The sequence below is a fragment of the Vibrio sp. G-C-1 genome (genome assembly GCF_021728015.1).
In the GTDB taxonomy this organism is placed as follows: Bacteria; Pseudomonadota; Gammaproteobacteria; order Enterobacterales; family Vibrionaceae; genus Vibrio; species Vibrio splendidus.
The window spans coordinates 26,691-50,142 of record NZ_JAKKCR010000010.1 but is presented as its reverse complement, the minus strand read 5'-3'; the positions used below and the strand labels follow the sequence as shown (position 1 = coordinate 50,142).

Annotated in this window: 1 protein-coding gene (running past one end of the window); it reads left to right on the top strand. The window is 45.9% G+C overall.

All coding sequences use genetic code 11. From position 1 onward, the window contains the following. Positions 1–23,452, top strand: partial view of a retention module-containing protein gene (locus tag L3V36_RS15325; RefSeq protein ID WP_208775191.1) — the 3' portion only. 6,809 nt of this gene lie to the left of the window's left edge; 23,452 of the gene's 30,261 nt are visible here — the last part of the coding sequence; its start codon lies off the left edge, out of view; it ends in the stop codon at positions 23,450–23,452.

Sequence of the window (23,452 nt, the reverse complement as noted above, 5' to 3'; positions counted from 1 at the left end):
GCAGGATGGTACTTTAGATATCACTGAGCCAAATCTTGCAGATGGCACAATCACAACCAATACCATCGATGTGATGCCCGAGCAAAGTGCTGACGGTGCGACGATTACCCAGTTCACTTATGACGGTCAAGTTCGCACTCTGGATCAAACTGACAATGGTGAGCAGCAATTTAGCTTCACAGAAGGTGAGTTGTTCATCACTCTTGAAGGTGAAGTTCGCTTTGAACCCAATCGTAATCTAGACCACACGGCTAATGAAGACATCGTGAAGTCGATAGTGGTGACTTCAAGTGATTCAGACAATGACGTATTGACTTCCACAGTGACGCTGACGATTACCGATGGTGATATCCCAACCATTGATGCCGTGCCAAGTGTGACTCTGTCTGAAACCAACCTTAATGATGGTTCAGCACCAAGCGGTAGTGCAGTCAGTCAGACTGAGACGATTACCTTCACCAATCAAAGTGATGATGTGGCGAGTTTCCGTATTGAGTCAACCGAGTTTAATGTGGGCGGTGCACTGAAATCGAACGGTTTTGCGGTTGAGATAAAAGAAGGTTCTTTTAATCCGGGGACTTACATCGGTTTTATTACCAACGGTTCCGGCTCTGAAATCCCAGTGTTCACCATTAGTTTCTCTGCTACTACGTTAGGTGAATACACCTTTACCTTACTTGAAGCGTTAGACCATGTAGATGGCTTGGCAAATAACGACCTGAGCTTTGATCTACCCGTTTATGCAGTTGATACGGATGGCGACGATTCACTGGTGTCTCAGCTGAATGTGACCATCGGTGATGATGTTCAAATCATGCAAGACGGTACGTTAGATATCATCGAGCCAAATCTGGCTGATGGCACAATCACAACTAACACCATTGATGTGATGCCAAATCAGAGTGCTGATGGCGCGACAATCACTCAGTTTACTTATGATGGTCAGCTACGAACGCTTGACCAAAATGACACTGGCGAACAGCAGTTCAGCTTCACAGAAGGCGAGTTGTTTATCACCCTTGAAGGTGAAGTGCGCTTTGAGCCAACCCGCGACCTAGATCATTCAGTTAGCGAAGACATCGTGAAGTCGATTGTGGTCACTTCAAGTGATTTCGATAACGACTCTCTGACTTCTACCGTAACGCTGACGATTACGGATGGTGATAACCCTACGATTGATGTTATTCCAAGTGTTACGCTTTCTGAAACTAATCTGAGTGATGGCTCTGCTCCAAGTGGCAGCACGGTAAGCTCGACTCAAACCATTACTTTTACCAATCAAAGTGATGATGTGGTTCGTTTCCGTATTGAGCCAACGGAGTTCAATACTAACGACGATCTTAAATCGAATGGTTTAGCCGTTGAGCTACGTGAAGAACCGGCAGGCTCGGGTGACTACATTGGTTTTACGACCAGTGCGACGAATGTAGAAACCACGGTATTTACGCTGAGTTTCTCTAGCACCACATTAGGTGAATATACCTTCACTTTACTTGAAGCCTTGGACCACCAAGATGCCCGTGGCAATAACGACCTCAGCTTTGACCTGCCTATTTATGCGGTAGACAGTGATGGCGATGATTCGCTGATGTCTCCACTCGGTGTGACCATCGGCGATGATGTTCAAATCATGCAAGACGGTGCGTTAGATATCGTCGAGCCAACCGTCGCAGATTTGGCCGCTGGCACTGCAACAACCAACACCATTGATGTGATGCCAAATCAAAGTGCCGATGGCGCAACGGTGACGCAATTCACTTATGATGGCCAGCTTCGAACACTTGACCAAAATGACAATGGTGAGCAGCAATTTAGTTTCACAGAAGGTGAGTTGTTCATCACGCTTGAAGGTGAAGTGCGCTTTGAGCCTAATCGTAATCTAGATCATACGCTGAGCGAAGACATCGTGAAATCGATTGTGGTGACGTCTAGCGATTCCGATAACGATGTGCTGACTTCCACAGTTACGCTGACCATTACCGATGGTGATATCCCAACCATTGATAATGTGCCAACAGTGAGCTTGTCAGAAACAAGTTTGAGTGACGGCTCTTCACCAAGTGGCAGCGCGGTTAGCTCAACTCAAACCATCACTTACACCACTCAAAGTGATGATGTAACCAGCTTCCGTATTGAACCGACTGAGTTCAATGTTGGCGGTGCTCTCACATCACATGGATTGGCGGTTGAGCTGAAAGCCGATCCAACCACTCCGGGCGGCTACATCGGCTTTGTTACAGGTGGCTCGAATGTTGAAACTAACGTGTTCACGATTAGCTTCTCGGATACCAATTTAGGTCAATACACTTTCACTTTACTTGAAGCATTAGACCATGCGGATGGCCTTGCAAATAACGATCTGAGCATTGATCTGCCAGTCTACGCCGTCGACAGTGATGGCGATGATTCATTGGTTTCTCAATTGAGTGTAACCATCGGTGATGATGTCCAAATCATGCAGGATAGTACGTTAGATATCACGGAGCCAAATCTTGCAGACGGCACAATCACAACCAATACTATCGATGTGATGCCAGAGCAAAGTGCTGATGGTGCGACGATCACTCAATTTACGTATGACGGTCAAGTTCGAACATTGGATCAAACTGACAATGGTGAGCAGCAATTTAGCTTCGCAGAAGGTGAGTTGTTTATCACTATTGAAGGTGATGTGCGTTTTGAACCAAACCGCAATCTAGACCACACGGTTAGCGAAGACATTGTGAAGTCGATTGTGGTGACATCCAGCGATGGCGATGTGGATGTTGAAACGGCAACGGTTGTACTGACCATTACTGATGGCGATATTCCAACCATCGAGTCCGTACCAAGCGTGACGCTATCAGAAACACAACTTTCTGATGGCTCGACACCAAGCGGCAGTGCGGTGAGTCAAACTGAGACTATCTCGTTTACTCACCAAAGTGACGATGTTGAGAAGTTCCGAATCGAACCGACCGAGTTCAATGTAGGTGGTGCGTTAACGTCGAACAACATTGCGGTTGAGCTTAAAGAAGACCCTGCAGACTCTGGCGTTTATGTCGGCTTTATTGATGATGCTGGAACGGACGTTCCTGTCTTCAGCTTAAGCTTCTCCGGTACTACGTTAGGCGAATACACCTTCACACTACTTGAAGCGCTAGACCATGTGGATGGTTTAGATAACAACGATCTGAGCTTCGATCTGCCTGTTTATGCTGTGGATACAGACGGCGACGATTCATTGGTGTCTCAGCTGAATGTGACCATTGGTGATGATGTCCAAATCATGCAAGACGGTACGTTAGATATCACTGAGCCAAATCTAGCTGATGGTAAGGTGACGACCAACACCATTGATGTGATGCCAAATCAAAGTGCCGATGGCGCGACGATCACTCAGTTCACTTATGATGGTCAGCTACGAACGCTTGATCAAAATGACAATGGCGAGCAGCAATTCAGCTTCACGGAAGGCGATCTGTTTATCACCCTTGAAGGTGAAGTGCGCTTTGAGCCAAACCGCGACCTAGATCATTCAGTTAGCGAAGATATCGTGAAGTCGATTGTGGTGACTTCAAGTGATTTTGATAACGACTCTCTGACTTCAACCGTAACGTTGACGATAACCGATGGTGATATTCCGACTATTGATGCGGTACCGGGCGTTGTACTTTCTGAAACGGATCTGAGTGATGGCTCTGCCCCGAGTGGCAGCGCGGTGAGCTCTACTCAAATCATCACGTTCACTAATCAAAGTGACGATGTTGAGAAATTCCGTTTAGAACCAAGTGAATTTAATACTAACAATGCGCTCAAGTCCGATGGTTTGATCATTGAGATTCGAGAAGAACCAACAGGTTCAGGCGATTACATTGGTTTCACGACCGATATTTCGAATGTCGAAACCACTGTGTTTACACTCGATTTCAACAGTACAACTTTGGGTGAGTACACCTTCACGCTTCTGGAAGCGATTGACCACACACCAATTCAAGGCAATAACGACCTAACATTTAACTTGCCAGTTTACGCAGTGGATACCGACGGTGACGATTCGTTAATGTCATCACTATCGGTGACGATTACTGATGATGTTCAAGTGATGGTGAGTGGTTCGCTTAGTATCGAAGAGCCTACTGTTGCCGACTTGGCTGCAGGCACGCCAACAACATCAGTATTTGATGTATTAACATCCGCGAGTGCTGATGGGGCGAGTGTGACGCAATTCACTTATGATGGCCAGCTTCGAACGCTTGACCAAAATGATAATGGCGAGCAACAGTTCAGCTTCACGGAAGGTGAACTATTCATCACGCTTCAAGGTGAAGTGCGCTTTGAGCCTAATCGTAATTTAGACCACACACTCAGCGAAGACATCGTGAAATCAATCGTGGTGACGTCTAGCGATTCCGATAACGATGTGTTGACCTCAACCGTCACTTTGACCATTACCGATGGTGATATCCCAACCATTGATAATGTTCCAACTGTGAACTTGTCGGAAACAAATCTGAGTGACGGCTCTGCGCCAAGTGGCAGCGCGGTTAGTTCAACTCAAACCATTACCTTTACTAATCAAAGTGATGATGTAACAAGTTTCCGTATTGAACCGACTGAGTTCAATGTTGGTGGCGCTCTCACATCAAACGGCCTGGCAGTCGAACTGAAAGCCGACCCAACCACACCGAGCGGCTACATCGGTTATGTTACGGATGGCTCGAACGTAGAAACTAACGTGTTCACGATTAGCTTCTCGGATACCAATTTAGGTCAATACACCTTCACCTTACTTGAAGCGTTAGACCATGTAGATGGCCTTGCAAATAATGATCTGAGCTTTGATCTACCCGTTTACGCTGTTGATAGCGATGGCGATGATTCGTTGGCGTCTCAGCTTAACGTAACCATCGGTGATGATGTCCAAATCATGCAGGATGGTACCTTAGATATCACTGAGCCAAATCTTGCAGACGGCACAATCACAACGAATACTATCGATGTGATGCCAGAGCAAAGTGCCGATGGCGCGACGATCACTCAATTTACTTATGACGGTCAAGTTCGCACTCTGGATCAAACTGACAATGGTGAGCAGCAATTTAGCTTCACTGAAGGTGAGTTATTTATCACTCTTGAAGGTGAAGTTCGCTTCGAGCCAAACCGCAATCTAGACCACACGGCTAGCGAAGACATCGTTAGGTCGATTGTGGTGACCTCAAGCGATTTAGACAATGACGTACTGACTTCAACTGTTACTCTGACTATTACAGATGGTGATATCCCAACCATTGATGCGGTGCCAAACGTTACCTTATCTGAAACCAACCTTTCAGATGGTTCTTTACCAAGTGGCAGTGCAGTCAGTCAAACTGAGACGATTACCTTCACCAATCAAAGCGACGATGTGGCGAGTTTCCGTATTGAGCCAACCGAGTTTAATGTGGGCGGTGCACTGAAATCGAACGGTTTTGCGGTTGAGATAAAAGAAGATTCGGCCAATCCGGGAACTTACATAGGCTTTATTACCAACGGTTCGAGCACTGAAGTTCCTGTATTCACTATTGCCTTCTCTACGAGCACCTTAGGTGAATACACCTTTACCTTACTTGAAGCGTTAGACCATGTGGACGGCTTAGATAATAACGACCTGAGCTTTGATCTACCCGTTTATGCGGTTGATACGGATGGCGATGATTCATTGGTGTCTCAGCTTAATGTGACCATTGGTGATGATGTTCAAATCATGCAAAACGGTACGTTAGATATCACCGAGCCAAACCTTGCCGACGGCACAATCACAACCAACACCATTGATGTGATGCCAAATCAGAGTGCCGATGGCGCGACGATCACTCAGTTCACTTATGATGGTCAGTTACGAACACTTGATCAGAATGACAATGGTGAGCAGCAATTCAGTTTCACGGAAGGTGAATTGTTTATCACCCTTGAAGGTGAAGTGCGCTTTGAGCCAAATCGCGATCTAGACCATTCCGTTAGTGAAGATATCGTGAAGTCGATTGTCGTGACCTCAAGCGACTTCGATAACGACTCGCTGACTTCTTCCGTAACACTAACCATTACTGATGGTGATAACCCTACGATTGAGGTTATTCCGAGCGTTACTCTTTCTGAAACGAATCTGAGTGATGGCTCTGCACCAAATGCTGGCGCGGTCAGCTCAACACAGACGATTACTTTCACCAACCAAAGTGATGATGTGGTTCGCTTCCGTTTGGAACCAACCGAGTTCAATACTAACGATGCACTTAAATCGAATGGCTTAGCGGTCGAACTGCGTGAAGAACCTCAAGGCTCGGGTAAGTACATTGGCTTTACTACCAGTTCGTCTAATGTGGAGACAACAGTATTTACGTTGGACTTTAACTCTGGAACCTTAGGCGAATACACATTTACCTTAATCGAAGCTCTGGATCATCAAGATGCTCGTGGCAACAACGACCTCAGTTTTGAACTGCCTGTTTATGCGGTAGACAGTGATGGCGATGATTCACTGGTGTCTCAGCTAAATGTAACCATCGGTGATGATGTCCAAATCATGCAGGATGGTACCTTAGATATCACTGAGCCAAATCTTGCAGACGGCACAATCACAACGAATACTATCGATGTGATGCCAGAGCAAAGTGCCGATGGCGCGACGATCACTCAGTTTACTTATGACGGGCAAGTTCGAACTCTGGATCAAACTGACAATAGTGAGCAGCAATTTAGCTTCACAGAAGGTGAGTTGTTCATCACTCTTGAAGGTGAAGTTCGCTTCGAACCAAACCGCAATTTAGACCACACGGTTAGCGAAGACATCGTTAGGTCGATTGTGGTGACTTCAAGCGATTCAGATAACGATGCACTGACCTCCACAGTGACGCTGACCATTACGGATGGTGATAACCCAACCATTGATGCAGTGCCAAGCGTTACTCTGTCTGAAATCAATCTTAGTGACGGCTCTGCGCCAAGTGGCACTGCAGTTAGTCAAACTGAGACGATTACCTTCACCAATCAAAGTGATGATGTGACCAGTTTCCGTATTGAGCCAACCGAATTCAATGTGGGTGGTGCATTAAAATCGAATGGATTTGCGGTCGAGATAAAAGAAGATTCTGCTAATCCGGGTACTTACATCGGCTTTATCACTGATGGCTCGAACACTGAAGTTCCTGTATTCACGCTTGCCTTCTCTACGAGTACGTTGGGTGAATACACCTTTACCTTACTTGAAGCGCTAGACCATGTGGATGGTCTTGCGAATAACGACCTGAGCTTTGATCTACCCGTTTATGCGGTTGATACGGATGGCGACGATTCACTGGTGTCTCAGCTTAATGTGACCATCGGTGATGATGTTCAAATCATGCAAGATGGTACGTTAGATATTATCGAGCCAAATCTGGCTGATGGAACAATCACAACTAGCACCATTGATGTGATGCCAAATCAGAGTGCCGATGGCGCGACTATCACCCAGTTTACGTATGACGGTCAAGTTCGCACTCTGGATCAAACTGACAATGGTGAGCAGCAATTTAGCTTCACTGAAGGCGAGTTGTTCATCACTCTTGAAGGTGAAGTACGCTTCGAACCAAACCGAAATCTAGACCACACAGCTAGCGAAGATATCGTGAAGTCGATAGTGGTGACCTCAAGCGATTCAGATAATGACGTACTGACTTCCACAGTGACGCTGACGATTACCGATGGTGATATTCCGACCATTGATGCAGTGCCAAGCGTTACTTTGTCTGAAACCAATCTTACGGATGGGTCAGCTCCAAGCGGCAGTGCAGTCAGTCAAACCGAGATAATTACTTTCACCAACCAAAGTGATGATGTAGCGAGTTTCCGTATTGAGCCAACAGAGTTCAATGTGGGCGGTGCACTGAAATCGAATGGCTTTGCCGTTGAGATAAAAGAAGATTCGGCTAATCCGGGAACTTACATAGGCTTTATTACCAACGGTTCGAGCACTGAAGTTCCTGTATTCACTATTGCCTTCTCTACGAGCACCTTAGGTGAATACACCTTTACCTTACTTGAAGCACTAGACCATGCAGATGGCCTAGATAATAACGATCTGAGTTTTGATCTGCCTGTTTATGCGGTTGATACGGACGGCGACGATTCACTGGTGTCTCAGCTGAATGTGACCATCGGTGATGATGTTCAAATCATGCAAGATGGTACGTTAGATATTATCGAGCCAAATCTTGCAGACGGCACAATCACAACCAACACCATTGATGTGATGCCAAACCAAAGTGCTGATGGTGCGACGATCACTCAGTTTACTTATGACGGTCAGCTAAGAACGCTTGATCAAAATGACACTGGTGAACAGCAGTTCAGCTTCACAGAAGGCGAGTTGTTTATCACCCTTGAAGGTGAAGTGCGCTTTGAACCTAATCGCGATCTAGACCATTCCGTTAGCGAAGACATCGTGAAGTCGATAGCAGTGACTTCAAGCGACTTCGATAACGATCCGGTGACTTCAGCCATTACGCTGACCATTACTGATGGTGACAATCCGACTATCGATTCGGTACCGAGCGTTGTACTTGAAGAAGCTGATTTAACTGATGGCTCATCGCCAAGTGGCAGCGCGGTTAGTCAAACGGAAACCATCACTTTCACTAATCAAAGTGACGATGTTGAGAAATTCCGTTTAGAACCAAGTGAGTTTAATACTAACAACGCGCTCAAGTCCGATGGCTTGATCATTGAGATTCGAGAGGAACCAACAGGATCAGGCAATTATATTGGTTTCACGACCGATATTTCGAATGTCGAAACCACTGTGTTTACACTCGATTTCAGCAGTACCACTTTGGGTGAGTACACCTTCACGCTTCTGGAAGCGATTGACCACACGCCTGTTCAAGGCAATAACGACCTAATATTTGACTTGCCAGTTTACGCAGTGGATACCGACGGTGACGATTCGTTAATGTCATCACTATCGGTGACGATTACTGATGATGTTCAAGTGATGGTGAGTGGTTCGCTTAGTATCGAAGAGCCTACTGTTGCCGACTTGGCTGCAGGCACGCCAACAACATCAGTATTTGATGTATTAACATCCGCGAGTGCTGATGGGGCGACCATTACTCAGTTCACTTATGATGGTGGGGCGGTATTAACGCTTGATCAAAACGATACAGGTGAGCAGAAGTTCGTGGTTGCTGACGGGTCATTGTATATCACTCTGCAAGGCGATATTCGTTTCGAACCAAGTCGTAACCTTGACCATACTGGTGGCGATATCGTGAAGTCGATAGTCGTAACTTCAAGTGATTCCGATAGCGATCTTGTGTCTTCAACGGTAACGCTAACCATTACTGATGGCGATATCCCAACGATTGACACGGTGCCAAGCGTTACTCTGTCAGAAACGAATCTGAACGACGGATCTGCTCCGAATGCAAGTGCGGTAAGTTCAACTCAAACCATTACCTTTACTAACCAAAGTGATGACGTGACGAGTTTCCGTATTGAACCGACTGATTTTAATGTTGGTGGTGCTCTGAAATCGAACGGATTGGCGGTCGAACTGAAAGCTGACCCAACTACACCGGGTGGCTACATCGGTTTTGTGACTGATGGTTCGAACGTTGAAACTAACGTGTTTACGATTAGCTTCTCGGATACCAATTTAGGCCAATACACTTTCACCTTACTTGAAGCTCTAGACCATGTAGATGGCTTAGCGAAGAATGATCTGAGTTTTGATCTTCCTGTTTATGCCGTTGATAGCGATGGTGATGATTCACTGGTGTCTCAACTGAATGTGACCATTGGTGATGATGTACAGGTCATGCAAAACCAAGCGCTTAATATTATTGAGCCTACGGTTGCTGATTTGGCTGCGGGTACTCCGACGACAGCCACTGTTGATGTGATGCCTAGTCAAAGTGCCGATGGCGCGACAATCACTCAGTTTATCTACGATAACGGAGCGGCAATAACGCTCGATCAAAACGATACGGGTGAACAAAAATTCGTCTTTGCTGAGGGTTCACTGTTCATCACCTTGCAAGGTGAAGTGCGTTTCGAGCCAAATCGCAATCTAAACCACACAGCGAGCGAAGACATCGTGAAGTCGATTGTGGTGACTTCAAGCGATTTAGATAACGATGTACTGACGTCAACGGTCACTCTGACTATTACTGATGGTGATATCCCAACCATTGATGCAGTGCCAAGCGTTACTCTGTCTGAAACTAATCTTAGTGACGGCTCAGCGCCAAGCGGCAGTGCTGTAAGTCAAACAGAGACGATTACCTTCACCAATCAAAGTGATGATGTGGCGAGTTTCCGTATTGAGCCAACAGAGTTCAATGTGGGCGGTGCACTGAAATCGAATGGGTTTGCGGTTGAGATAAAAGAAGACTCTGCTAATCCAGGCACTTACATAGGTTTTATTACCAATGGTTCGAACGCTGAAGTTCCAGTGTTTACCATTAGTTTCTCGGCAACCACGCTAGGTGAGTACACCTTTACCTTACTTGAAGCGTTAGACCATGTAGATGGCCTAGATAAGAACGATTTGAGTTTTGATCTGCCTGTTTATGCTGTCGACAGTGATGGCGATGATTCACTGGTGTCTCAACTCAATGTGACCATTGGTGATGATGTCCAAATCATGCAAGACGGTACGTTAGATATCACTGAGCCAAATCTTGCAGACGGAACAATCACAACCAACACCATTGATGTGATGCCAAATCAGAGTGCCGATGGTGCGACGATCACTGAATTCTCATTTGGCGGCATTGTCAAAACACTGGATCAAAGCATCGTAGGCGAGCAGCAGTTTAGTTTCACAGAAGGTGAGTTATTCATCACTCTTCAAGGCCAAGTGCGCTTTGAACCTAATCGTGACCTTGACCACTCTGTCAGCGAAGACATCGTGAAGTCGATTGTCGTTACTTCAAGTGATTTTGATAACGATCCTGTGACTTCAACCGTTACGCTAACCATTACCGATGGTGATATTCCAACCATCGATGCAGTGCCAAGTGTCACGCTCTCAGAAACAAACCTAGCTGATGGTTCTGCACCAAATGCTGGCGCGGTCAGCTCAACACAGACGATTACTTTCACCAACCAAAGTGATGATGTGGTTCGCTTCCGTTTGGAACCAACCGAGTTCAATACTAACGATGCACTTAAATCGAATGGCTTAGCGGTCGAACTGCGTGAAGAACCTCAAGGCTCGGGTAAGTACATTGGCTTTACTACCAGTTCGTCTAATGTGGAGACAACAGTATTTACGTTGGACTTTAACTCTGGAACCTTAGGCGAATACACATTTACCTTAATCGAAGCTCTGGATCATCAAGATGCTCGTGGCAACAACGATTTAAGCTTTAATCTGCCTGTGTATGCGGTTGATAGTGATGGCGATGATTCGATAGTTTCTCAGCTTGGCGTGACCATTGGCGACGACGTGCAGTTGATGCAAGACGGCACAATCACCAGTCGTGAACCTGCAACAAGTGTAGAAACATCGAATACCTTTGATGTGATGCCAAACCAAAGCGCTGATGGAGCCAAAGTCACTTCATTTGTTTTTGACGGCAATACTGCAGAAAGCCTTGATTTAAATGTGAATGGTGAACAAGAGTTCGTCTTCACGGAAGGTTCGGTATTCATTACGACGGAAGGTGAGATACGTTTCGAACCGGTGCGCAATCAAAACCATGCTGCTGGTGACATTACTAAGTCTATTGAGGTGACATCTGTTGACCTCGATGGCGATATTGTCACATCGACAGTGACACTGAAGATTGTTGATGGTGACCTTCCTACTATCGACCTTGTTCCCGGAATTACGTTATCTGAAGTGGATCTGGCCGATGGCTCTGTGCCAACCGGTAATCCAGTGACAATGACACAAACCATTACCTATACAGCGGGTAGTGACGACGTAAGCCATTTCAGAATTGACCCTACGCAGTTCAATACTTCAGGGGCTTTGAAATCGAACGGTCTAGATGTCGAAATAAAAGAGCAACCAGCTAATTCTGGTAATTACATTGGCTTCGTTAAAGATGGTTCTAACGTAGAAACCAACGTCTTCACGATCAGCTTTTCGACGAGCAATTTAGGGCAATACACGTTCACACTGCTTGAGGCATTAGATCATGTCGATGGATTACAAAACAATATACTAAGCTTCGATGTCCCTGTGTTAGCGGTTGATGCGGATGGTGATGATTCTGCAATGTCGCCAATGACGGTTGCGATTACCGATGACGTACAAGGTGTTCAAGATGGTACATTGAGTATCACTGAGCCTTCATTAGCTGATTTGGCATCGGGTACGCCACCAACGACGCCAATCATTGATGTTATGCCAACGCAGAGTGCTGATGGCGCGAAAGTGACACAGTTTACTTACGATGGTGGCACAGCTGTAACGTTAGACCCAAGCATCTCTACAGAACAAGTCTTTACCGTAACCGATGGCTTGCTGTACATCACCATTGAAGGGGAAGTTCGTTTTGAACCGAGCCGAGATCTAGACCATTCATCTGGCGACATTGTAAGAACGATTGTCGTCACCACCAGTGATTTTGATAACGATACAGATACCGCGGATGTCACTTTGACGATTAAAGACGGTATCGATCCAGTTATCAATGTGGTTCCAGATGTTAACTTATCGGAAGTCAACCTAGCGGATGGCTCGACGCCAACTGGTTCTCCGGTAAGTTCGACTCACACAATCACTTACACCGAAGGAAGTGATGATTTTAGTCACTTTAGAATTGCGACCAACGAATTCAATCCTGGCGATCTGTTGAAATCAAGTGGTCTTGTTGTTCAACTAAAAGAAGATCCTTCTTCTGCTGGTGACTACATTGGTTATACCGATGATGGTATGGGTAACGTTACCGATGTATTTACCATTAGCTTTGATAGTGCAAACAAAGCTCAGTTTACATTTACCTTGATTGAGGCGCTTGATCACCTTGATGGCGTGCTCAACAACGACCTTACTTTCCGCTTACCTATCTATGCTGTTGATACAGATGATTCTGAGTCAACAAAGCGCGATGTGGTGGTTACGATAGAAGATGACATCCAGCAAATGCAAGATGGCTTCTTAACCATTACCGAGCCAAATTCTGGTACTCCAACAACAACTACCGTTGATGTGATGCCAATACCAAGTGCAGACGGCGCGAACATTACGCAGTTCACGTATGACGGTGGTTCTCCAATTACTCTGAATCAGAACATCAGTGGTGAACAAGAGTTTGTTTTCACTGAAGGTTCACTGTTTGTGACACTAGATGGTGATGTAAGGTTTGAGCCAAATAGAAACCTTGATCACTCTGCGGGCGACATTGTTAAATCAATTGTGTTCACGTCTTCAGACTTTGATAACGATATCTTTTCGTCGACGGTTACGCTCACCATTGTTGATGGTGATGGGCCAACAATCGACGTTGTGCCGGGTGTGGCATTGTCAGAAAGCTTACTTGCGGATGGTTCGACGCCTAGCGTAAATCCCGTGAGTATGACTCAAACCATTACTTCACTTGCAAGCAGTGATGATATTGCTGAAATAGTGGTGGAAGTAGGGCTCTTCAATACCAACGGCGCGTTGAAGTCGGATGGTTTGTCACTGAGTTTGCGTGAAGACCCTGCAAACTCTGGCGACTACATAGCATTCACGACGGATGGTTCGGGTGTTGAGAAAGTTATCTTCACTCTAGATTTTGATGATACGAATCCGAGTCAATATACGTTTACTCTACTTGAACGTTTAGACCATGTTGATGGTTTGGGAAATAACGATCTGAGCTTTGATCTTTCTGTTTACGCAGAAGATACCGATGGTGATATTTCAGCGTCTAAACCACTGACTGTCACTATTACTGATGATGTTCAGCTGATGCAGTCAGGTGCGCTCAACATTACTGAGCCAACCACGGGAACACCAACCACAACGACATTTGATGTGATGCCTGCGCAAAGTGCAGATGGCGCGACAATCACTAAGTTTGTGTATGACAATCAAGCTGAAACAGCCTTGGTACAAACCGACACGGGTGAGCAAGAATTTGTGTTCACTGAAGGTTCCTTGTTTATCAATCTCGAAGGGGATGTACGTTTTGAACCTAACCGCAATCTAGACCACTCTAGTGGCGATATCGTCAAGACCATTACGGTGACATCTGAAGATAAAGACGGCGATATCGTGACGTCTACAGTGACGTTAACTATTGCCGATGGCGCGCCACCAACTATCGACACCGTACCGACTGTCGCGTTGGCTGAAGCAAATCTGATTGATGGTTCTTCACCGGGTTTACCTGTTAGCCAAACTGAAACCATTACTTTCACAGCAGGAAGTGATGATGTGAGCCACTTCCGTATTGATCCGGCTCAATTCAACACATCAGGCGATCTGAAAGCGGATGGTTTGGTGGTTCAGTTAAAAGAAGATCCTCTAAACAGCGATAATTATATTGGTTACGTTGAAAGCGGCGGTGTCCAAACGGATATCTTCACCATCACCTTTAGCAGCGTGGTTCTAGGAGAGTACACATTCACCTTGTTGGAAGAGTTAGATCACCTGCCTGTACAAGGTAACAATGATCAAATCTTCACCTTGCCAGTGATCGCAGTCGATAAAGACAACACTGACTCAGCGGTGAAGCCTCTGACGGTGACGATTACCGATGATGTACCAACCATTACTGACACCACTGTCGCGAGTACGTTTGTGGTTGATGAAGATGATTTGGGCGCTCTGGCACAAGCGACAGGTTCGTTTGTAACCACAGAAGGTGCAGACCAAGTCGAGGTTTACGAACTACGTAATATATCAACTTTGGAAGCAACGCTATCGTCGGGCAGTGAAGGTATTAAGATCACTGAGATCACAGGTGCTGCTAACACGACCACCTACCAAGGCGCAACTGACCCAGGCGGAACGCCAATCTTCACATTAGTGCTGACTGATGATGGTGCTTACACGTTTACCTTGCTTGGCCCTCTCAATCACGCTACGACACCGAGCAACCTCGATACACTCACAATACCGTTTGATGTTGTTGCTGTTGATGGTGATGGCGACGATTCTAACCAATATGTATTACCAATCGAGGTGCTAGATGATGCGCCCGTAATGACGGCGCCGACGGGTGAAACGGTTGTTGATGAAGACGATCTTACTGGGATTGGTTCCGATCAATCTGAAGATACCATTATCAATGGACTGTTCACTGTTGATGAAGGTGCGGATGGCGTTGTGCTGTATGAGCTGGTTGATGAAGATTTGGTTCTGACTGGCTTAACCTCTGATGGAGAAAGCTTAGAGTGGCTAGCTGTTTCACAAAACGGCACAACATTTACTTACGTTGCTCAAACTGCAACGAGTAATGAAGCGGTGTTCGAGATTATTTTCGATACCTCGGATAATAGCTACCAATTTGAATTGTTTAAACCACTTAAACACCCTGATGGTGCAGATGAAAATGCGATTGACCTTAATTTCTCTGTTGTTGCAGAAGATTTTGATCAAGACCAATCAAACGCGATCGATTTAAAAATCACGGTTACTGATGATGTTCCGTTGGTGACAACTCAATCGATTACTCGTCTTGAAGGGCAGGGTTACAACAACTCTAAAGTCGACATGTTTGCTAATGCGACGGATGTGGGGGCTGATGGTGCGGTACTGAGTCGAATTGAGGGTATCTCAAATAATGGTGCAGATATTGTTTTCCGTAGCGGAAACAATGGGCCATACAGTAGCGGCTTCGATTTAAACAGTGGTAGCCAACAAGTTCGAGTCTACGAGCAAACAAATGGCGGTGCTGATACTCGTGAACTTGGCCGTCTACGCATCAACTCAAATGGTGAGGTTGAATTCAGAGCTAACGGCTATCTAGATCATGACGGTGATGACACTATCGACTTCTCGATTAACGTGATTGCGACAGATGGTGATTTAGACACCTCTGAAACACCGTTAGATATCACGATTACTGATAGGGACTCTACAAGAATCGCGCTGAAAGTGACGACCTTCGAGGACGCGGGTAGAGATTCAACGATACCTTACGCAACAGGTGATGAGCCGACTCTTGAGAATGTTCAAGATAACCAAAATGGTTTGCCGAATGCGCCAGCGCAAGTTGCGCTGCAAGTTAGTCTGTATGACCAAGATAACGCTGAATCTATTGGGCAGTTGACGATTAAAAGCCCGAACGGAGGTGATAGTCACCAAGGTACTTTTTATTACTTTGATGGTGCTGACTACATTGAATTAGTGCCTGAGTCAAATGGGAGCATTATATTTGGCTCTCCTGAACTCGAACAAAGCTTCGCTCCAAACCCGAGTGAACCAAGACAAACTATCGCGACGATAGACAACCTGTTCTTTGTTCCTGACCAACACGCTAGTTCGGATGAAACTGGTGGGCGAGTTCGCTATGAGCTTGAAATTGAGAAAAATGGCAGTACGGATCACACCGTTAATTCAAACTTCAGAATTGAGATTGAAGCTGTAGCGGATATTGCGACTTGGGATGACACCAGTAGCACGTATCAGTATCAAGTCAACGAAGATGAAGACAATGTCACGTTGCAGCTGAACGCAGAGTCGCAAGATAACAGTAATACTGAGACGATTACCTACGAACTTGAAGCAGTTCAAGGCGACGGGAAGTTTGAGTTACTTGATCAAAATGGCAATGTGCTAACGCCCGTTAATGGTGTTTATATCATCGCATCTGCTGATATCAATAGCACCGTAGTTAACCCTATTGATAATTTCTCAGGGCAGATTGAGTTCAAAGCGACGGCAATTACGGAAGAGACGCTTAACCCATACGATGATTCAGCCAACGGTGGAGCAAACGATAAGACGACGGCTCGTTCTGTGGAACAAAGTATTGTTATTGATGTGACCGCAGATGCGGACCCTGGCACATTCAGTGTTAGTCGAATTCAGATCAACGAAGACAATATCGATGATCCAGATTACGTCGGGTCTTTAGACAACAAAGACGCATTCACGTTAGACGAAGTCATTACCATGACTGGGTCGGTGGATACCGATGGCTCTGAAGAACTGTTTGTTCGTATCAGTAATATTACAGAAGGCGCCGTACTTTACTTTTTAGGTACAACTGATGTGGTGCCTACAGTTAGTGGTACCAATTACCAAGAAATCGCGTATTCCGATTTGGCTAACGTGGAAGTTGTTCCTACTAAACACAGTAATGAAAACTTCACTTTTGACGTTACAGGTGTGGTCAAAGACACCGCGGACTTATCAATAAATCCTCAACAAGTCGATGAAGAAATACTGGGTACAAAAACGGTCAACGTCGAGGTTAAAGGTGTTGCTGATGTTCCTTATGGTGGAACGAATGGCACAGATTGGACAACGTTTACAGATGGCGCGACAAGCGGTGTTCAAACTACCATTGAAGAGAGTCAAAATGGCGATAGCTTTGCTCTGCTTGACTTCACTGTATTGTCTGGCGAACGTAAACCTGATGACCCAACAGATTCTCCTCTAACTGGAGATGGATCTGAAGCCATTACTGTAATCCTTTCAGGTATTCCTGATGGTGTGATTCTCGAAGATGGCGACGGTACGGTTATTGATCTTAACTTTGTTGGTTACGAAACTGGACCGGGCGGTAGTCCTGACTTATCCAAACCTATCTACGAAGCGAATATTACTGAGGCAGGTAAAACCTCAGGGATCCGCATCAGACCTGTCGATTCTTCAACCGAGAATATTCATATTCAAGGTAAAGTGATTGTGACTGAGAATGATGGTCATACACTGTCCTTCGATCAAGAGGTTCGAGTGCTTGTTATACCTCGAATCGATACATCAGCAACTTATGTCAACACGACTAACGGTGATGAAGATACGGCTATCAACATTGATTGGCACCCCGAAGGTGCAGACTATATTGATTCTGATGAGCATTTCACTTCGATTACGATTTCCGGTATTCCATCGGGTGTCACACCTACTGTAAATGGTGATGTTACTGTTGTAAACGATGGTGCAGGTACGTTAACTATTACTCCTAAAGACGCTAGTCAAACACCGGAGCAATTTACTCAGATTGCTTTGGCGAATAACTTTATCCAAATGACACCACCAGAAAACTCGAGTGTAGACTTTACGCTGACAACTGTCGTGGAGATGGAGGAGAGAGATTTCGAGTACACCGACGACGCTATTGTTGGTGAGGGCGGCCGGGTAGTTGCTAATCCAGCAATTACAGGCACCATCACAGTACAAGTTGTGCCTGTTGTGGAACCTGAAGATCCAGATGGAGATGGAGTTGACGATAACTTTATCGTTTTCTCCAATGAAGATGGCAGTGGAGAATTGGCAACGATTACCTCTGATGCCGCAGGTGTTATCAAATTTACGACCAATAGCGATAACGAAGCCGTAGATGGTGGCGGTGTTGAAACCTTGGATGGTGAGTACGTTATCCGTTATAAAGAAGAAGATGTCTCTCCTGAATTTGCTATTAATGAAGTCGTTAACGAGGTCGTGGTTCAGTTGACTACTACGTCTGATGGCGCGTTACCAGAAGAGGTGTTGAGTCAACTGCTCGTGACTGGTGCTGTGTATGAGGGGGATGGCCGTTGGGTAGTCACAGATGAAGATGCATTTACGATTAGCGCACCAGAAGGCTTAGATCTAACAGCGCCATATGATGATGGTATCTCGACTAACACTAGCAGCATTAAGATGACGGTGTTTACTCAAGTTGAAGACTTGGGGGACGAATTAGGTGACCAGAATTCTGCGATTGTTCCACGAGAGGGTAACGTTATTTTGACCTTCCCAGAAGAGATCAGTGGTGGTGGCGAAATAGCAGCGGATATAACTGCGACACCAGATCAAACTATCGACGCAATTGAAGACACTCAACTCATGCTGGGTGATGCTCTTGAAAGTATTATTAGTTTCAGTGGTGGCGATGCATTTAATGATCAAATTACCATCGTTATTGATGATACCGTGGTTGTTAACCCAGGAGGTTCTGACCAAACGATCATAAATATAAGCATTGGGGGCAGCGGTGAGATTGACTTCGTTAACGGCGAATATGTGTATCAGTCCACTTTGGTACAAGGTGTAGTGCCAGACTTTTCTGATTTGGTATTGAATTTACCTGCAAATTATTCAGGTGACTTTGACTTGCCATTTAAGGTGATCACCAAAGACCTGATATCGGGTGATGAGAACGTACTTGATACCAGCGCCATTATTAAAGTCTCCGCAGTAACTGACTTAGCGCCAACTATTTCTGTCGATATCGCGGGTTCTTTAGATGACTCGTTGGACCCAGTTGATATCGATGGCCAACCGGGGGCTGAAGCTGTGGGTTATGAAGACACCTATATTGTGCTTGATTTCTCGGGTTCGGTTGCAGACCAAGTTAATGGTGTTGAAGGCGGCAATGAGCGCTTCACCGATATTACTCTAACCTTAAATGACACAAGTAATGGTGAATTTTACAGTGATACTGGAACGGCTTTAGGCACATCAATATCTTTCACTGAGACGGAAATTGAGAATGGAGCCTTGTCTGGTGTGCTGTTTAGACCGAAAGAGAACTTCCCGACTTACGATGATGTAAATGGTGTTGATGTCAGTACTGTTAGCGTTACTGTGAGCGGGAATATTTTAGACACCGCGACGTTTAATGAGGGAGGTTCTAGCACAACTGAAGATGCTACAAGCGAATCTTTTTCAACGTCGGTGAGTTTCGACGTCGTCCCTGTCGTGGATGATGTTCTCGTCACAGGGCCAGGTAGTGACCCTGATGTTATCGAAATTACGGGTAGCGAAGATCAAGAAATCTCGTTGTCTGGAACTAGCCCGATCTCAATTGGTTTGACGGATTTAGATGGTTCAGAATCCTTTGTTTCGATTAAATTTACTGACGTGCCGGATGGTTTCCAATTCAGAGTCGACAACAATTCAGACTTTACTGTGAAGAATAATGGTGGGGGAGTCTGGAGTGTCCAATTACCGCCTAGCGTGTCAACGTCATTTGATCTAAGTGAGATCTCTGTTCTACCGCCGAAAGATTTCAGTGGTACCTTTGAGTTTGGTGTCGAAGTCTTTACTCAAGAGTCTTTGCTAGGTGTTCCTACGAATGCAGGCACGTTGCCGAGCTTTGAAGTCCACGTACTCCCTGTGGGTGATGATGTCGATACTAACCCGACCGACTCTGTGACAGGCAATGAAGGCCAAAATATTGATATCGAAATCAATGCGACGATTTTGGACAAAGAACTGTCTGCAACAGGAAGTGGGACGTTTACTGAAAATGCACCTGAAACCCTTCGAGTCGAAGTGGCAGGCGTTCCTCAAGATGCATCTATCTACTACCCTGACGGAACCACCTTGGGTAGTTATGACCCAATTACACAGCTCTGGACTCTAGATGTTCCAGCTCAGTCGCTAGATAAGATCGTATTTAACTCTGGCGAACATAATAGTGATGCGGGTAATGCTCTAGGTATCAATGGTCCACTGCAGATTACCGTTCGTTCTGTGGATACAGATGCTGATAACACCGAATACTTAGGTACGCCAACCAGCTTCGATGTTGATTTAGTGATTGATCCTATCAACGATCAACCGACATTTGTGAATGTGACCAACATTGAAACGCCGGAAGATATTAGCATCGCTATCGACAACTTCAGTATCTACGATGTTGACGCTAACTTTGATAACCCAGATGCGCCGTATGTTCTTACGTTACAAGTGGATCAAACACTGCCAGGAGCGCAAGGCGTGTTTGAGTTTACCAGCTCACCTGACGTGACGTTTGTATTGCAGCCAGACGGTTCGTTGGTGATTACCGGTAAAGAAGCTGACATCAATACCGCGTTGACCAATGGAGCGGTGACATTCAAACCCGACCCAGACCAGAACTACCTCAACCAGAGTGGTTTAGTCACAATCAATGCGACCCTCGATGATGGTGGTAATAACGGTCTGATTGACGCAGGTGATCCGAATACCGGTCAAACCAATCAAGCTACCTTCACTATTAAGGTGACGGAAGTGAATGATGCTCCTGTGGCGACTAATGTTGATTTAGGTTCGATTGCGGAAGATGGTCAAATCGTGATTGTTGAAGGTGACTTGATTGCAGCTAGTTCTGATCTAGAAAACCATAACCTCACGGTAACCGGCGTAACTCTTACTCAAGGGCAAGGTCAGCTAACGCGCTTTGAAAATGCTGGTGGTGCTGATGACGCTGGGATTACGGGGCCGTTCTGGATATTCATTGCAGATAATGATTTCAACGGCGACGTTAAATTCAATTACTCCATTATCGATGATGGTACAACCAATAGTGCGGATGATTTTAAAACCGATAGCGCTGAAGTCAGCCTTGTGGTGACAGAAGTCAACGACCAGCCAGTGGCATCGGACATTGATTTGGGCACCATGCTTGAAGAAGGACAGCTGGTCATTAAAGAGGAAGACCTGATTTCCGCAACCACTGATCCGGAAAACGATACGATTACTGTGAACAGTTTGGTGCTCGATCAAGGTCAGGGCCAATTACAGCGCTTCGAGAACGTCGGCGGCGCTGATGACGCTATGATTACTGGCCCGTACTGGATATTTACGGCTGCTGATGAATACAACGGTAACGTTAAGTTCACCTATACCGTTGAGGATGATGGTACAACCAACGGCGCTGATGATTTCTTAACAGATACCGGCGAAATCAGTGTTGTGGTAACAGATGTGAATGATCAGCCTGTGGCAACGGACATCGATTTAGGCACCATCCTAGAAGAAGGTCAGTTGATCATCAAAGAGGAAGACTTGATTGGCGCAACGAGTGACCCAGAAAACGACACGATTACCGTGACTAATCTGGTGCTCGATGAAGGCCAAGGCCAATTACAACACTTTGAGAACGTGGGCGGTGCTGATGATGCTGCGATTACTGGCCCATACTGGGTATTTACCGCAGCCAACGAATACAACGGTGATGTTAAGTTCACTTATACCGTCGAGGATGATGGTACAACCAATGGCGCCAATGACTTCTTAACGGATACTGCAGAGATCACCGCGATTGTCGATGGAGTGAACGATACGCCTGTTGTTAATGGTGACAGTGTCACTACAGTTGTTGACGAGGATGCTGGTCAGCTATTGAGTGGTATCAATGTCAGTGACCCTGATTATGTTGATACATTTTCCGATGATCTCATGACAGTCACGCTGACGGTGGATTACGGTACATTGAACGTATCACTTCCGGCAGTGACGACAGTGATGGTCAACGGTAACAATACTGGTTCAGTCACCTTAGTCGGTGCTCTGAGTGACCTGAATGCGCTGATTGATACGCCGACTAGTCCAAATGGTGTTTACCTTGATGCGAGCCTGTCTCCAACCAATAGCATTGGGTTAGAAGTTGTCGCCAAAGACAGCGGAAACCCTTCTGGTATTGCGATAGAGACAGCACCTGTTGTTTACAACATCGCGGTTACGCCAGTGGCAAATGCGCCAACCTTGTCGATTGATACTGCGTCTAATTATGTGAGAAACATTACCGCGAGCCAGTCAGTCAGTGCGAGTGGCATTCCTTTGGTTGGAATTATCGCCGCCTTAACGGACATTACAGAGGAGCTAACGCTGCATATCAGTGATGTGCCTGCTGGCGCTCAAATCACCAGTGATGTCGGCTCTGTGACCGATCTCGGTGGCGGTGTTTGGGTGGCAACGGCAGATGCGATCGATAGCTTACAGGCAGTAGGGCTTTCTCAAACTCCGGGTAGTTACACGCTTAAAGTTGAGGCGGTTTCTGAAGAGACTGACAACAACGATACGGCGACATCAACTTCAATAGACCTTAACCTGAACATTGTGTCTGACGCGGTTGATATTAACCTGGCTTCGGAAACTGACGATGTTCAGCTATTGGCTGGCGCGAATGCGACTGACCTAACTGCGGGCTCTGGAAATGACCGACTGGAAGGTGGCGCGGGTGATGATACGCTTGTTGGTGGTGACGGTAACGACACACTGATTGGCGGTGGCGGTTCAGATATTCTAACCGGTGGCGATGGTATGGATTCGTTCGTATGGCTTAATATCGAAGATGGCGTTGAAGACACCATTACCGATTTCAGCCTATCTGAAGGTGACCAGATCGACTTGCGCGAAGTATTGCCAGAGCTGAAGAACACATCTCCAGACATGACGGCGTTACTACAACAGATAGACGCGAAAGTGGAAGGGGATGATATTGAGCTTACGATCAAGTCTGATGGTTTAGGCACTACGGAACAGGTGATTGTGGTTGAAGACCTTGCTCCTCAGCTAACCTTAAGTGGCACCATGCCGTCAGACATTCTGGATGCGTTAGTGCAACAAAATGTCATCACTCACGGTTAA